The following is a 14,998-nucleotide window of genomic DNA, read 5'->3' on the forward strand; positions in this document are numbered from 1 at the left end:
CGCCCGTTGCGCGCCGGCTTTTTTTTCGCCCGCCGGCGGGGGCGCCCGGCTTGATTCCGCCGCCGCCGGCCGCATCTGCAAAAGCCACGCGCAAGCGCTATGCTTTAAGTCTCGCTTGTCCAGTCCGGGCCGCCACCGTCGGCCCGCTTACATCCGAACCTAAGGAGGTTCACGTGCCCCGCAAAACCCCCATCGAGCGCTATCGCAATATCGGGATCAGCGCTCACATCGATGCCGGCAAAACCACGACGACCGAGCGCATCCTGTTTTACACCGGCGTGAGCCACAAGATCGGTGAAGTGCACGACGGCGCGGCCACGATGGACTGGATGGAGCAGGAGCAGGAACGCGGCATCACGATCACGTCGGCCGCGACCACGGCGTTCTGGAAGGGCATGGCCGGCAACTATCCCGAGCACCGGATCAACATCATCGACACGCCCGGGCACGTCGACTTCACCATTGAAGTCGAGCGCTCGATGCGCGTGCTCGACGGCGCGTGCATGGTCTACGACTCGGTCGGCGGCGTGCAGCCGCAGTCCGAGACCGTCTGGCGCCAGGCCAACAAGTACAAGGTGCCGCGCATCGCGTTCGTCAACAAGATGGACCGCATCGGCGCCGATTTCTTCCGCGTGCAGAAGCAGATCGGCGAGCGCCTGAAAGGCGTCGCCGTGCCGATCCAGATTCCGATCGGCGCGGAAGATCATTTCCAGGGCGTCGTCGATCTCGTGAAGATGAAGGCGATCGTGTGGGACGACGAAAGCCAGGGCGTGAAGTTCTCGTACGAGGACATCCCGGCAAACCTCGTCGAGCTCGCGCACGAATGGCGCGAAAAGATGGTCGAGGCCGCGGCGGAAGCGAGCGAGGAACTGCTCGAGAAGTATCTGCACGACCATGAATCGCTGACCGAGGACGAGATCAAGGCGGCGCTGCGCAAGCGCACGATCGCGAACGAGATCGTGCCGATGCTGTGCGGCAGCGCGTTCAAGAACAAGGGCGTGCAGGCGATGCTCGACGCGGTGATCGACTACCTGCCGTCGCCGGTCGACGTGCCGGCTATCCTCGGCCACGACTTCGCCGATCCGGAAAAACCGGCGGAACGCCATCCGAGCGATGACGAACCGTTCTCGTCGCTCGCGTTCAAGATCATGACCGACCCGTTCGTCGGCCAGCTGATCTTCTTCCGCGTGTATTCGGGCGTCGTCGAATCGGGCGACACGGTGCTCAACGCGACCAAGGACAAGAAGGAACGGCTCGGCCGGATCCTGCAAATGCACGCGAACGAGCGCAAGGAAATCAAGGAAGTGCGTGCGGGCGACATCGCGGCGGCCGTCGGCCTGAAGGAAGCGACCACCGGCGACACGCTGTGCGATCCGGCGAAGCCGATCATCCTCGAGAAGATGGAATTCCCGGAACCGGTGATCTCGCAGGCCGTCGAGCCGAAGACGAAGGCCGACCAGGAAAAGATGGGCCTGGCGCTGAACCGCCTCGCGCAGGAAGATCCGTCGTTCCGCGTGCAGACCGACGAAGAATCCGGCCAGACGATCATTTCGGGGATGGGCGAGCTTCACCTCGAAATCCTGGTCGACCGGATGAAGCGCGAATTCGGCGTCGAGGCGACGGTCGGCAAGCCGCAGGTCGCGTATCGCGAGACGGTGCGCACGACGGCGTCCGACGTCGAGGGCAAGTTCGTCAAGCAGTCGGGTGGTCGCGGCCAGTACGGCCACGCGGTGATCACGCTCGAGCCGAACCCCGGCAAGGGCTACGAGTTCCTCGACGAGATCAAGGGCGGCGTGATTCCGCGCGAATTCATCCCGGCCGTCGACAAGGGCATCACCGAGACGCTGAAGAGCGGCGTGCTCGCGGGCTACCCGGTCGTCGACGTGAAGGTGCACCTGACGTTCGGCTCGTACCACGACGTCGACTCGAACGAAAACGCGTTCCGGATGGCCGGCTCGATGGCATTCAAGGAAGCGATGCGCCGCGCGAAGCCCGTGCTGCTCGAGCCGATGATGGCCGTCGAGGTCGAGACGCCCGAGGAATTCATGGGCAACGTAATGGGCGACCTGTCGAGCCGTCGCGGCATCGTGCAGGGGATGGAGGACATCGCGGGTGGCGGCGGCAAGCTCGTGCGCGCCGAAGTGCCGCTCGCGGAAATGTTCGGCTACTCGACGTCGCTGCGTTCGGCCACGCAGGGCCGCGCGACCTACACGATGGAGTTCAAGCAGTACGCGGAAACGCCGGCCAACGTATCGGAAGGCGTGATCAACGCGAAAGTGAAGTAAGCGCGGCGCGCTCGCGCGCGGCTGCTTGCAGGCAAGGCCCGTCCGGTTCCGGACGGGCCTTTTTTCATTCGCGCGCACCATGCACGCCGCCCTTTTTGATCGGCACGACCCGGTTTTTTTTCGCGTGCCACAATGCATCGCGATTCATCAGATGGAACCATCCCGATGCCGCCCACCCCTGCCCTGCGCCGCCTGCTGATCCTCTATGCCGGCCTGATCGCCGCGAACGTCGCCGTGTGGCTGTGGGCGCTCGCCGTGTTGCGCGATCATCCGCTGCTGCTCGGCACCGCGGCGATCGCATACGGACTCGGGCTGCGTCATGCGGTCGACGCCGATCACATCGCCGCGATCGACGTTGCGACGCGCAAGCTGATGCAGGAAGGCCAGCGTCCGGTGAGCGTCGGGCTGTTCTTCTCGCTCGGCCATTCGACGATCGTGATCGTCGCGACGCTCGGCATCGCGCTGACGGCGTTCGCGCTGCGCGACCGGTTCGATGCATTCCGCGAGATCGGCGGCACGATCGGCACGGCGGTGTCGGCCACCTTCCTGCTCGTGCTCGCGTGCGTGAACCTGGTGATCCTGCGCGACGTGTGGCGACGCTATCGCGGCACGCACGGGCATGCGCACGGCGCCGCGCATGTGCATCGCCCTGCCGGGCTCGTGTCCCGGCTGCTGCGTCCGCTGTTCCGGTTCGTGTCGAAGAGCTGGCACATGTATCCGGTCGGCGTGCTGTTCGGGCTCGGTTTCGATACTGCAACCGAAATCGGCCTGCTCGCGATCGCCGCCGCGCAGGCGAGCCAGGGGCTGCCGGTCTATACGGTCATGCTGTTTCCCGCGCTGTTCACCGCCGGCATGACGCTGATCGACTCGACCGACAACGTGCTGATGATTCATGCGTACGGCTGGGCGATGGACGATCCGCGGCGCAAGCTGCTCTACAACGCGAGCATCACGTTCGTGTCGGCGGCCGTCGCACTGGCGATCGGCGGGATCGAGGCAGCCGGCCTGCTGGCCGACAAGCTGGCGCTGACGGGCCCCGTGCGCGACACGCTCGATGCGCTCGGCGAACGCTTCGGCTCGATCGGCTACGGCATCGTCGCGCTGTTCCTCGTGTGCTGGATCGCGTCGATCCTGTTCCACCGCTGGCAGCGTGCGGCCGATGCGCCTGCGCGCTGAGCGACGCGCGAACGGTCGGACGTTTCATTCCGGAAACAAAATCCCCCCGACGATGCCGCGTGCGTGCGTCGCGTGTCCGCACGCGCCTTGCGCGACGGGCACAAGCGGCCGATGGCACGAATCTCGCACATAGGGATTCGCACGGCGGGCCCGCGTGCCGATTCGCGTTCGCGGCTGGCGTCAAGCGCCGGCCCTAAGGCAATCGGCCACCGATAGGATAACGAATCTTTTATGGCTCCCTGCACTACACGTAGCTAGCCGCGCGGCAACGAGGCGTCGCGCGCATGGGGAGGCCATGATGCATAAGACGAAACAACCGTCCCGCCCGGCGGGACGGCGCCCTCGTGCAACCTTGCTGGCCGCGGCCGCGTTTGCGTGCTGCTGCTCGTATGCCGTCGCACAAACCACCACGCCTGATTCCGCGCCCGGCGCGAACGCCGGCTCGGACACCATCATGACGCTGGTCGCGGACGCTACGTCATGCGCAGCCAATCCGGCTGGGTGTGCGGTGCAGGTCTATGCCGGTCATGGTATCGGCGGGAACGGGGCCGGCCCGAGCGGCAGTGGTAGCGGCAGCCCTGGGCCGGCCAACGGTAGTGGCAGCGGCAACGGTAGCGGGGGAAATAACGGCAACGGTGCCGTCGGACCTGCCGGTGTCGGTGGAACGACAGGCGGAACGTCCGGCGGGACGAGCGGCACGGGTCGCGGAGGCAACTCGTCCGGCAACGGTGGTAACGGTAGTTCCGGTGGTGGCGGCACTTCCGGTGGTGGTACTTCCGGTGGTGGTACTTCCGGTGGCGGTACTTCCGGTGGCGGTACTTCCGGTGGCGGCACTTCCGGTGGCGGCACTTCCGGTGGTGGCACTTCCGGTGGTGGCACTTCCGGTGGTGGCACTTCCGGTGGTGGCACTTCCGGTGGCGGTACTTCCGGTGGCGGTACTTCCGGCGGTGGCACTTCTGGTGGTGGTACGTCGGGAGGCGGTACTTCCGGTGGCGGTACTTCCGGCGGTGGTACTTCCGGCGGTGGTACTTCCGGTGGCGGTACTTCCGGTGGCGGTACTTCCGGTGGCGGTACTTCCGGTGGCGGTACTTCCGGTGGCGGTACTTCCGGTGGCGGAGGCCATGGCGGACACGGAGGCGGTGGCGATGGTGACGGCGGTGGTCACGGCGATGGCGGTGGTCACGGCGATGGCGGTGGCCACGGCGACGGTGGCGGCCATGGCGATGGCGGTGGCCACGGCGACGGTGGCGGCCATGGTGACGGCGGTGGTCACGGCGATGGCGGTGGCCACGGCGACGGTGGCGGCCATGGCGATGGTGGCGGCCACGGCGACGGCGGTGGCCACGGCGACGGCGGTGGCCACGGCGACGGCGGCGGCCATGGCGACGGCGGTAGCCACGGCGACGGTGGCGGCCATGGCAATGGTGGTGGCCATGGCGACGGCGGTGGCCATGGCGACGGCGGTGGCCACGGCAACGGCGGTGGCCACGGCGACGGCGGCGGTCACGGCAACGGCGGTGGCCATGGCGACGGCGGCGGTCACGGCAACGGCGGTGGCCATGGCGACGGCGGCGGTCACGGCAACGGCGGTGGCAACGGCGACGGCGGCGGTCACGGCAACGGCGGTGGCAACGGCGACGGCGGTGGCCATGGCAATGGCGGTGGCCATGGCGACGGTGGCGGCCACGGCAACGGCGGTGGCCATGGCGACGGCGGCGGTCACGGCAACGGCGGTGGCAACGGCGACGGTGGCGGCCACGGCAACGGCGGTGGCCATGGCGACGGCGGCGGTCACGGCAACGGCGGTGGCAACGGCGGTGGCGACGGCGGTGGCCATGGCAATGGCGGTGGCCGTGGCGACGGTGGCGGCCACGGCAACGGTGGTCACGGCAATGGCAATGGCAATGGCGGTGGCAACGGCAACGGCGGCTCGGGCAACGGTGAAGGCAACGGCAACGGTGGCCACGGCAATGGCGGCGGCAACGGCAATGGCAACGGCAGTGGTGGCGCCGGCAATGGCGGGCCCAACGGTGTCGGCAATGGCCACGGCACCGGCAACGGCAATGGCGGCGGTCACGGCAACGGCGGCTCGTCCGGCGGCAATCACTGACCGGACACGTTGCCTGACCGGGTGCCGTCAGAGCATCTCGAGCGCGCGCTTGCTGCGCGGCGGACGGAAATACGCGTCAAGCTGCGCGCGCTCGTCATCGCTCAATTCGAAATCGAGCGCGGCGCGATTGTCGCGCACGTGCTCGATCCTCGATGCCTTCGGGATCGCGAATACGCCCGGCTGCGCGAGCACCCATGCCAGCGCGACGCGCATCACCGACACGCCGCGCAGCCGCGCGATCTCGTCGAGCGGCGAACGCTTCGGTAACCGCCCATGGTCGACCGGGCTGTACGCCATCGCCGGCATCCGGTGATCGGCGAGCCAGGGCAGCAGGTCGAATTCCGGGCCGCGCCGCGCGATGTTGTAGAGGATCTGGTTGGTCGCGCAGGCACCGCCGCCCGCGTCTTCGACGAGTTCCTCCATATCGGCCGTATCGAAGTTGCTCACGCCCCAACGACGAATCTTGCCCGCGCGCTGCAGCGCCTCGAAGCCCTCGACCGTTTCCTCGAGCGGCACCGAGCCGCGCCAGTGCAGCAGGTACAGATCGAGACGATCGGTGCGCAAGCGCTTGAGGCTCGCGTCGCACGCGGCAACGACGCCGCGCCGGCTCGCATGGTGCGGATAGACCTTGCTGACGAGGAACACGTCGTCGCGCAGGCCCGCGAGTGCTTCTCCGACCAGTTCCTCGGTCGCGCCGTCGCCGTACATCTCGGCCGTATCGACCAGCGTCATCCCGAGTTCGATGCCTTCGCGCAGCGCGGCGATCTCGTCCGCTCGGCGGGCGGGCCGCTCACCCATTTCCCAGGTGCCCTGACCGAGCTTCGGAATCGTCTCGCCGTCCGGCAGGACGACCGTGGCGATCGTGTCTGTCATGCGTTCCTCGTTGCGGGTTCGTGGCCGCGCAGCGCGGCCAAAGCATGGAATACGACGTGTCAGTGTAGTCAATCGGCACGCTGACGGCCTATTGCACGGCAAAAACCGGCTATAACGGCACCGCATGATGACTTAGAATGGCCGCAACCTGATCGATACCCATTCCATGAAGGCACCCACGGACGACCGGTGGCAGGACCTGCGCCCCGACCCGGACAACGACACGCCGCTGTACCTGCAGCTCGCCCGCAAGCTCGGCGACGCGATCCACGACAACCGCTGGACAGCCGGCGAGGCATTGCCCTCCGAGCGCGTGCTGTCCGATGCGCTCGGCGTGTCGCGCATCACCGCACGCAAGGCGATCGCGCTGCTCGTCGAGCAGGGTTTGATCCGTCGCACGCAGGGCGCGGGCAATTTCATCCAGCCGCGCTACGAGGATCCGCTGTCGCGACTGTCGAGCTTCAGCGAAATGCTCGAACGGCGCGGCTTCAAGCCGAGCTCGCAATGGCTCGCGCGCGAGATCCAGCCGGCGAACCGCGACGAAGTGATCCAGCTCGGGCTGTCGCCGGCCGCATCCGTTACACGCCTGAAACGCCTGCGCCTCGCCGACGGCATCGTGATGGCCGTCGAGAACTCGACGTTCCCCGCGACGCTGATTCCCGATCCGCAGGCGATCGGCGGCTCGCTGTACAGCTATCTCGAAGCGCGCGGCACGCCGATCGTGCGCGCGCTGCAGCATTTCCGCGCGGTCAACGCGACCGACGAGATCGCCGAGCAGATGGGCATCGCGCCGCACGACGCGCTGCTGCTGATCACGCGGATCGGCTATACGTCGGACCAGCGCGCGATCGAACTGACCGATACCTACTGCCGCAACGATTACTACGACTTCGTCGTCGAGCTGCGCAAGTAACGCCGGCCGCGCGGCCGCCGCTTTCCGCTTACAGCCAGCGCGCGACGTCGGTGCCGGGCGGCACGGGCGGCCGTTCGAACGCCGGCGGCGTGGCCGACAGGCGCTCGGCCGGCCGCACGCTATCGAGCATGCCGAACGGCGATGCGATGCGATCGAACCGGTCGCGCACGTCGGCGGCCGCGAGATCGGGCGCACCCAGGCCGTCCGGCACGTTGCCGAACGACTGCAGCCAGCGTCCCGTCTGCGCGAGCGACATCCGCACGTGCCAGCTTCCGCCTTCGCTCGCCCGCCGCGCGAGCGCGATCATCGCGCCGAACGCCGCGAGATACCCCGTCGCGTGATCGAGCGCCTGGCACGGCAGGTGGCGCGGCGCGTCCGCGTGCGCGGCCTGCTGCTCCTGCCATGCGATCCCGCTCGCCGACTGCACGAGGCTGTCGAAGCCGCGCCGCTGCGCCCACGGCCCCGCATGCCCGTACGCGGATATCGACACGTACACGATGCCGGGCCGCCGCATCGCCAGTGCGTGCGGCGCGAAGCCGCGCGCCGCGAGCGCGCCGGGCCGGTACGACTGCAGGAACACATCCGCGTCGTGTACGAGCGCGTGCAGCGTATCGATGCCCGCGGCATCACGCAGGTCAATCCACGTCGAACGCTTGCCGCGCCCGTTGTCGATCACGAGCGGCGCGATGTTCGGCAGGTGCGGGCCGTTGACGAGCAGCGTCTGCGCGCCATGTGACGCCAGCGTGCGGCCCGCGACCGGCCCCGCGATGATGCGCGTGAGATCGAGCACACGCACACCCGTGAGCGGCTGGCCGGCTTCGCCTCGACCGATCGGCTCGACCGGTGCATCGCCGATCCGCTCGATCTCGAACAGCGGCAGCGACGCGATCGCGCGCGCTTGCTCGAGCGACGCCCACTCGTCAGGTGTTCTGATCAATGCGGCACACAGCCCGGCGTCGGCCAGCGCGGTATCGAGTGCCGCGCCGTCCCACGTGCGGATCGCCGCGGCGACATCGTCCCGCTGCGCGCTACAGCCAAGCACGTCGAGAATGCCGCTCAGGTGATGCGGGAAGTTCGCGTGCAGCTGGATCCAGCGGCCGTCGCCCGTCTCGAAGAAGCCCGTCACCGGATGACGCAACTCCGGCGGCGGACCATCGTCCACGCGCAGGTAGCGTTCGCTGCGGAATGCGACGAGCGCGTCGCGCACCGACACGTCGACGGATTGCGCAACACCCGTGCGAAGCCGGTGGCATTCGGCCGCCGCGAGCCCGGCTGCCGCGATTGTCGCCGCGGCCAGCGTGCCGACCCGGAAGGTCGAAGGCAACGTCGGGTCCTGCCCCGTTACGGTCGCACGGGCCAACGCGCCGGGGTCGCCGTGTGCGAGTCGCCATAGATGCGCCAAAGCAAGTTCGGGTGTCATGGCGGAATGGGCGGTGAGAAAGACAACATCGAGTCTAGGATCGGCGGCAGTCGCGAGCAATCCTGATTGCACGAATCCGCACAGCACATACGGTCGTATTCCCTGCGTTCCGGCAGAAACGGCCGACCTCACGCCTTTCAGTGCGCTGGAAACCTGCCGGTACCCTCGATACCGGCGTGCCCGCTGCACGCGTGAACCGCGACCTGCTGCGCTTACTACCGGATCGCGCAACCGGGTGCCGCTACCATCACGCGAATCGAATGCGGCTGTCGGCACGCTGCCGTGCCGACGCGAAACGCTCGCGCGCCAGCGTCGAACGTTCGCTCGACCGGGACGTACCGAAGCCAGACCCGCAGATCACTTAGATCGCCGCATGACCACACGGCCGGCTGGATCACACATGCGCTCGAACACGGCACGCACGGAGCGCCGATCCCGCCCCGGGCGCGCTACGTCGGCAACGACGCGGGCGCATGGCGCCGGCCGTCTCGCCACGCGACGAGCGGCCTCCACCACGCCTGCGCGGCGCGCCTCGCCGGCACCTCGAGCGGACCGAACGCGAACGTCGCGCCCTGCGACCCCGCGCTGACCCATACGCGCATGCCGGGCGTCAGCATCAGCGCAGCCCCGGCGCCAAGCCAGTGATCGTCGGGCAAGCCCTCGATCGTCACCCAGACCTCGCCGTCGGCCACCTCCAGCGAGGTGCGATCGACGATCCGCCACCGACCGGCCGGCTCGTCGCCATCGATCACATAAAGTCGCAGTTCGCGCATGGCAGCCTCCTGGTCGCACGGATCCGATGGCATCAGTATTTCGGACAGTGGCAGCACACGGACAGATACGGCTGCAGACACTTTTGGCCGAACTGTACTGGTCGATCGACAGGGACGGGAGGCGCCTGTCGGCGGACTTCGCGCCTTCCTTGCGCCGAACCGGCACGACGGGACGGCTTTCCCTACAATGTCGGCTGTCCCGCGCCACCCTCCCGCCCCCATGTTCCAGCGTCCGCCTGCCGCCGCCCCCGGCGAAAAGAATCTCACCGTGATGCTCTGGCTCGTCGCAACGGGCTTCTTCATGCAGACGCTCGATGCGACCATCGTGAACACGGCGCTGCCGTCGATGGCCGCGAGCCTCGGCGAATCGCCGCTGCGGATGCAGTCGGTCGTGATCGCGTACTCGCTGACGATGGCGGTGATGATCCCGGTCTCGGGCTGGCTCGCCGACACCTTCGGCACGCGGCGTGTGTTCTTCAGCGCGATCCTGGTGTTCTCGCTCGGCTCGCTGCTGTGCGCGAATGCGCATACGCTCACGCAACTTGTCGCGTTCCGCGTCGTGCAGGGGGTCGGCGGCGCGATGCTGCTGCCGGTCGGACGGCTCGCGGTGCTGCGTACCTTTCCGGCCGAGCGCTACCTGGCCGCGCTGTCGTTCGTCGCGATTCCCGGCCTGATCGGCCCGCTGATCGGGCCGACGCTCGGCGGCTGGCTCGTGAAGATCGCGTCGTGGCACTGGATCTTCCTGATCAACGTGCCGGTCGGCGTCGCGGGCTGCATCGCGACCTTCTATTCGATGCCCGATTCACGCAACCCGGCCGTCGGCCGCTTCGACCTGAAGGGCTATCTGCTGCTGACGATCGGCATGGTCGCGATCTCGCTGTCGCTCGACGGGCTCGCCGATCTCGGGATGCAGCACGCGGCCGTGCTCGTGCTGCTGATCCTGAGCCTCGCGTGCTTCGTCGCGTACGGCCTGTATGCGGTGCGCGCGCCGCAACCGATCTTTTCATTGGAGCTGTTCCGGATCCATACCTTCAGCGTCGGGCTGCTCGGCAACCTGTTCGCGCGAATCGGCAGCGGCGCGATGCCGTACCTGATCCCGCTGCTGCTGCAGGTGAGCCTCGGCTACTCGGCGTTCGAGGCCGGGCTGATGATGCTGCCGGTGGCCGCAGCCGGGATGTTCTCGAAGCGGATCATCACGCGCCTGATCGAGCGGCACGGCTACCGCAAGGTGCTGCTCGCGAACACGATCATGGTCGGCGTGATGATGGCGAGCTTCGCGCTGATGCGCGACACGGTGCCCGTCTGGGTGAAGGTCGTGCATCTCGCGCTGTTCGGCGGCTTCAACTCGATGCAGTTCACCGCGATGAACACGCTGACGCTGAAGGATCTCGGCACGGGCGGCGCGAGCAGCGGCAACAGCCTGTTCTCGCTCGTGCAGATGCTGTCGATGAGCCTCGGCGTCACGGTCGCGGGGGCGCTCCTCGCGACGTTCACGGGCATGCTGCGCACCGTGACGCCGAGCAACACGCTGCCGGCGTTCCATGCGACGTTCATCTGTGTCGGCATCATCACGGCGGCTTCCGCGTGGATCTTCGCGCAGCTCGCGCCCGAGATCCGCAGCACCGCGCGCAAGACCGACCCGTCCGAGCGCGCGTGATGCGTGGCGCGCGCCGAACCGGGTCGGCGCGCACCATCACGGTGCAGCGCGGCCCTGCGAGGCGCATCTGAAACACCGGCCATGCCCCGCGGGGCTCGGCCGCGACGCGCCGCCGCACGGGGTACGATGCCGTGCACGCTTCTTGCTCGCCTATTCTCTAGGTAAACTGGCAGTCCTCCTTCGGCCGACATCATGAGCATGATCGAAATCGATCCCCCCGGCTTTCAGCCGCCCCGCCCCGTCGCCGGCGACGACGGGAACCGGCGCACCGTGCTGTACGGCGGCTACACCGTGTTCAGCGTGTTCCAGCCCGTTTTCTCGGTGTCGCACCGCCGCGCGATCGGCTATCACGCGTCGCTGCGTGCGCACGACGAGGAAAGCCGCCAGGTGGCGTCGCACGAGGTATTCACGCAGGCGGCGCGGCGCGGTGACCTGCTCGAGCTCGGCCGGCTCGCCGAATCGCTGCATCTCGGCAACTTCCACGCCTTCGACAGCCACGACGAATGGCTCTTCCTGAGCCTGCATCCGGCCGCGCTGATGGACACCGTCTACAGCGACGCGCTGCTCGCGAACCTGAAGGCGCTCGGGCTGCCGCCGCATCGCGTCGTGCTCGAGGTGCCCGAACAGGCGGGCGGCGAGACGCCGCGCTACGCGGCGATCGTCGACGGGCTGCGCAAGGCCGGCTTCCTGATCGCGCTGGTCGGGTTCGGCGCGAAGCATTCGAACATCGACCGCGTGTGGCACCTGCATCCCGACATCGTCACGCTCGACCGCGGCATCCTCGCGCAGGCGAGCGAGCACTCACATCTCGAACGCGTGCTGCCGGGGCTGGTGTCGTTGCTGCACGAATCCGGTCAGCTCGTGCTGATGGGCGGGCTCGCGACCGAACGCGACGCGTTGATCGCACTGGAGTGCGACGTCGATTTCGTGCAGGGCCAGTACTTCGCGGGGCCAAGCGTCGAACCGGTGCAGCCGCAGGCCGCCGCGGGCTGCATGGATACGCTGTCGGCCGCGTTGCGGCTGCGCGTGGCGAAACGCGAGCGCACGCAGGCGGAACGGCTCGCGCCGTACGTCGCGGCGCTCGAGGAAGCGAGCCAGAAGCTCGTCGCGGGGGAATCGCTGACCGACGCGGCCGCAGCCGTGCTCGGGCTGCCCGAGACCGCACGCTGCTTCCTGCTCGACGCCTCGGGGCGCCAGATCGGCGACAACGTGCTCGCACGCGGCAGCGTCTCGCAGCGCGCGAAGCGTTTCCGGCCGCTGCTGCATTCCGAAGGGGCAAGCTGGGAACGCCGCCCGTACTTCATCGACGCGATGCGCGCGCCGGGCCGTGTGCACCTGACGGCGCCCTACCTGTCGATCAACGAGGCGCACCTGTGCGTGACCGCGTCGATCGCCGCGCCGGTCGCGACCGGCATGCAGGTGCTCTGCGTCGACATCAACTGGGACGCGGCACTCAACCGCGAATGAGCGCGCCGCCGCGCCGCCCTACCTAGGCCGCGGCAGCCTTGCGTACGATCAGCCGGTGCACGCGCTTGCCGGACGATGCGCTGACGACCTCGTGCTCGTCGATCACTTGCGTACCGGCACCGAGCGCCGCCCGCATCCGCGCCGAATCGAGCGGGGTGTAGAGGCGGCCGCGCTCGTCGCGCAACGCGCCGTTTCCGGCCACCCGCCAGCTCATGTACAACGTGCCGCCCGGCATCAGCAGCTCGGCCAGTCGCGCGGCGGCAGCGGCCGCCTCCGCCTGTTCGAGATGCATGACGACCGTTTCGCACAGCACGTTGCGAAACGCGCCGGACGGCACGCCGGCCAGCGCCGGCAGCGCGGCCAGCTCGAAGGTGAGATCCGGATGGCGGCGCCGCGCCTCGTCGAGCAGCGCGGCGCTCGCGTCGTAGCCGCGCACGTCGAAGCCGCGCGACGCAAGCCAGGCCGTATCGCGCCCGGCCCCGCAGCCGACGTCCGCGGTCGGCCCCGGCGAGAAATGCTGCTCCAGCAGCGTGTACATGTCGTCGGGCGCAGCCTGGTCGAGCCAGTCCTGCGCGTATTGCGCGGCATGGGCGTCGTAGGCATCGAGAGTCGGACGATCCACCATGGTGACGGCTCCGCATAGGCGTCGTATGACGCACCCCGCATCTTAGCCGTTGCACACTCCGTGCGGCATCACGCACGCCCATGCCGCGAGTCGTGCAGCCCCTACGCAGCCCGCACGTCGCCCGCGTGCGGCGCTTGCGCGCTCAGCTCGGCCCACAGCGCATCGCCGAGCCAGGCCGGGCGCGCCGCCGCACGTTCCGCGTCGTGCACGAGCGCGCACAGTCGCGCATTGACGGGCGCCTGCCCGCCGAAGCGCGCGGCCAGCCGCACGACCTCGCCGTTGATCCACTCGACTTCCGTCGCCCGCCCCGCCGCAAGATCGTCGGACATCGACGAACGCGCGAGCGGGTCGATCGCGAGCATCCGGCCGCCGAACACGCGAAACGCCGGATCGGGCAAATCGAGCACGGCCGGGAGCCATCCGGCCGGCAACGGCGTCAGCCGCGCGGGCCGGATCGCGGCCTGCGCCAGCCAGTGCAGCGCTTCGCGCTGCGCAAGCGCGACGCAGCGCCGGTACGCACGTTGCGCGAGTTCGTCTCGCAGCGGCAGGTTCGCGAGCGCGTTGACCGCGTTGTTCAGGTTGAGCAGCAGCTTCGCCCATTGCACGGCCCGCATGTCGCGATGCAGCGCGAGCGGCAGCCCGGCACGCGCGAATGCGCCGGCGAACGGCGTCAACGCGGGGGAGGCTTCGGCCGCCAGCGCGCCGGCCGAACCCTGGTGAAACGCACCGGGCGTGCGCTCGATCACGTTGAACGGCACCATGCCGGCCAGCACGGTGGCTTGCGGTAGCGCTTCGCGCAGCACGTCGGCGTTGTGCAGGCCGTTCTGGAAACTGACCACAACCGTGCCGGGCCGCAGCACACCGGCAAGCTGCGCCGCGGCCTCGCGCGTCGCGGCCGATTTCACCGCCACGAGCACGAGCCGCGCGGCGGCCGCAGCCGCCGGATCGGTCTCGAACACGACGTCCGCCGGCGCGAGCGTCGCGCGGTAGCCACGCTGGTCGGTCAGCGTCAGCCCGTGCCGATGAATCGCGTCGCCGATCCGCGCGCGGCCGACGAGCGTCACATTCGCGCCGGCCGCCGCCAGCCGTCCACCGAGATAGCAGCCGACCGCGCCCGCGCCGAACACGCAGACCGGGGCGTCAGACATGCGAATGCGCGCCGCCGTGCACGGGGCCGGCCCGCCGCTCGACTTCGCGGCGCACGTCGCCGCGCAGCCCCGCGAAGAACGCGACCTCGGCGACGACGAACAGCGGCCCGACCATCAGGCCGATCAGATCGTCGACGAACGCGGGCTTGCGCCCCTCGAACCAGTGTCCGACGAACTGCACGATCCAGCCGACGACGAACGCGCCTATACCGATCGCGAGCCATTGCGCGGTCGGCAGCAACGCGAGCGCCTGCGCGGCCCACAGGCCGAGCGCGAACAGCGCGGTCATCACGATCCCGAACCGCAGGTCGAGACGCAGGTAGAACAGCGCGAACGCGAACGCCAGCAGCAGCGCCGGCGACAGCGCGATGCCGGCCAGCATCCCGAGCGCCGGCCGCGACAGCAGCACCTCGACCGCGAACACGATCATCGGAATGCCGACCAGATGCGTCGCGATGTTGCGCGCGTCGCGATGGTAGGCCGCATACTGGGCAAGATGGTCTTCGAGCGTCTTCATCGCGTCTCCTGGTCGATGGTTGAGCGCTATGATG

General features: G+C 68.7%; 12 protein-coding genes. 5 read left to right on the forward strand and 7 right to left on the reverse strand.

The genetic code is table 11. The features are described 5' to 3' along the window. Positions 1–173 precede the first annotated feature (173 nt). Entirely contained in the window at positions 174–2,285 is a 2,112-nt protein-coding gene (gene fusA / locus LGM56_RS26480) for an elongation factor G (RefSeq protein WP_089495490.1), read from the forward strand. Between the two features lie 165 nt (positions 2,286–2,450). Continuing rightward, complete coding sequence (locus tag LGM56_RS26485) at positions 2,451–3,461, forward strand: HoxN/HupN/NixA family nickel/cobalt transporter (RefSeq protein WP_226207148.1); 1,011 nt, start codon at positions 2,451–2,453, stop codon at positions 3,459–3,461. 478 nt (positions 3,462–3,939) lie between these two features. Here the strand turns inward: LGM56_RS26485 and LGM56_RS37045 are convergent, their stop codons facing one another. Then, a complete protein-coding gene (locus LGM56_RS37045; RefSeq protein ID WP_413226802.1) occupies positions 3,940–5,538 on the reverse strand; it encodes a hypothetical protein in 1,599 nt (532 codons plus the stop codon). A 60-nt stretch (positions 5,539–5,598) separates the two neighbouring features. Further along, positions 5,599–6,444 (reverse strand): aldo/keto reductase, encoded by an 846-nt coding sequence (locus tag LGM56_RS26495; RefSeq protein WP_089495492.1) that lies wholly within the window; start codon positions 6,442–6,444, stop codon positions 5,599–5,601. A 166-nt stretch (positions 6,445–6,610) separates the two neighbouring features. Here LGM56_RS26495 and LGM56_RS26500 point away from each other — a divergent pair, with 166 nt between their 5' ends. Then, complete coding sequence (locus LGM56_RS26500) at positions 6,611–7,357, forward strand: GntR family transcriptional regulator (RefSeq protein WP_089440857.1); 747 nt, start codon at positions 6,611–6,613, stop codon at positions 7,355–7,357. Positions 7,358–7,385: 28 nt separating this feature from the next. On the opposite strand, the gene LGM56_RS26505 is transcribed toward LGM56_RS26500, so the two are convergent. Further along, positions 7,386–8,777 carry a CoA transferase gene (locus LGM56_RS26505; RefSeq protein ID WP_089495493.1) on the reverse strand — a complete coding sequence of 464 codons (1,392 nt, stop codon included), beginning with the start codon at positions 8,775–8,777 and terminating at the stop codon, positions 7,386–7,388. 449 nt (positions 8,778–9,226) lie between these two features. After that, on the reverse strand, positions 9,227–9,550 hold the full coding sequence (locus LGM56_RS26510; RefSeq protein ID WP_089495494.1) for a DUF2917 domain-containing protein: 324 nt from the start codon (positions 9,548–9,550) through the stop codon (positions 9,227–9,229). A 220-nt stretch (positions 9,551–9,770) separates the two neighbouring features. Between LGM56_RS26510 and mdtD the strand changes: the two genes are divergently transcribed. Then, positions 9,771–11,207 carry a multidrug transporter subunit MdtD gene (mdtD, locus tag LGM56_RS26515; RefSeq protein WP_089495495.1) on the forward strand — a complete coding sequence of 479 codons (1,437 nt, stop codon included), beginning with the start codon at positions 9,771–9,773 and terminating at the stop codon, positions 11,205–11,207. Positions 11,208–11,399: 192 nt separating this feature from the next. Further along, positions 11,400–12,674, forward strand: a complete 1,275-nt coding sequence (locus tag LGM56_RS26520) for an EAL domain-containing protein (protein WP_226207150.1) — start codon at positions 11,400–11,402, stop codon at positions 12,672–12,674. Positions 12,675–12,696: 22 nt separating this feature from the next. On the opposite strand, the gene LGM56_RS26525 is transcribed toward LGM56_RS26520, so the two are convergent. The 3 genes from LGM56_RS26525 to LGM56_RS26535 all read right to left on the reverse strand — a co-directional run bounded on the left by LGM56_RS26525 (position 12,697) and on the right by LGM56_RS26535 (position 14,964). After that, complete coding sequence (locus LGM56_RS26525; protein ID WP_089495496.1) at positions 12,697–13,299, reverse strand: class I SAM-dependent methyltransferase; 603 nt, start codon at positions 13,297–13,299, stop codon at positions 12,697–12,699. 101 nt (positions 13,300–13,400) lie between these two features. Further along, entirely contained in the window at positions 13,401–14,447 is a 1,047-nt protein-coding gene (locus LGM56_RS26530) for a 2-dehydropantoate 2-reductase (protein ID WP_226207151.1), read from the reverse strand. Continuing rightward, the gene (locus tag LGM56_RS26535) at positions 14,440–14,964 is read right to left on the reverse strand and encodes a DUF962 domain-containing protein (protein ID WP_226207152.1); all 525 of its coding nucleotides are present in this window, start codon (positions 14,962–14,964) and stop codon (positions 14,440–14,442) included. Before LGM56_RS26535 ends, LGM56_RS26530 begins: the two co-directional genes overlap by 8 nt. Positions 14,965–14,998 lie beyond the last annotated feature (34 nt).

This window comes from Burkholderia sp. AU38729, assembly GCF_020419725.1.
Taxonomy (GTDB): domain Bacteria; phylum Pseudomonadota; class Gammaproteobacteria; order Burkholderiales; family Burkholderiaceae; genus Burkholderia.

What these genes read in the sequence shown, in the direction of transcription:
- LGM56_RS26485 (WP_226207148.1), top strand. Translation starts at nt 2,451, where the DNA reads ATGCCGCCCACCCCTGCCCTGCGCCGCCTGCTGATCCTCTATGCCGGC.
- LGM56_RS26495 (WP_089495492.1), bottom strand. Translation starts at nt 6,444, where the DNA reads ATGACAGACACGATCGCCACGGTCGTCCTGCCGGACGGCGAGACGATT.
- LGM56_RS26500 (WP_089440857.1), top strand. Translation starts at nt 6,611, where the DNA reads ATGAAGGCACCCACGGACGACCGGTGGCAGGACCTGCGCCCCGACCCG.
- LGM56_RS26505 (WP_089495493.1), bottom strand. Translation starts at nt 8,777, where the DNA reads ATGACACCCGAACTTGCTTTGGCGCATCTATGGCGACTCGCACACGGC.
- LGM56_RS26510 (WP_089495494.1), bottom strand. Translation starts at nt 9,550, where the DNA reads ATGCGCGAACTGCGACTTTATGTGATCGATGGCGACGAGCCGGCCGGT.
- mdtD (WP_089495495.1), top strand. Translation starts at nt 9,771, where the DNA reads ATGTTCCAGCGTCCGCCTGCCGCCGCCCCCGGCGAAAAGAATCTCACC.
- LGM56_RS26520 (WP_226207150.1), top strand. Translation starts at nt 11,400, where the DNA reads ATGAGCATGATCGAAATCGATCCCCCCGGCTTTCAGCCGCCCCGCCCC.
- LGM56_RS26525 (WP_089495496.1), bottom strand. Translation starts at nt 13,299, where the DNA reads ATGGTGGATCGTCCGACTCTCGATGCCTACGACGCCCATGCCGCGCAA.
- LGM56_RS26530 (WP_226207151.1), bottom strand. Translation starts at nt 14,447, where the DNA reads ATGTCTGACGCCCCGGTCTGCGTGTTCGGCGCGGGCGCGGTCGGCTGC.
- LGM56_RS26535 (WP_226207152.1), bottom strand. Translation starts at nt 14,964, where the DNA reads ATGAAGACGCTCGAAGACCATCTTGCCCAGTATGCGGCCTACCATCGC.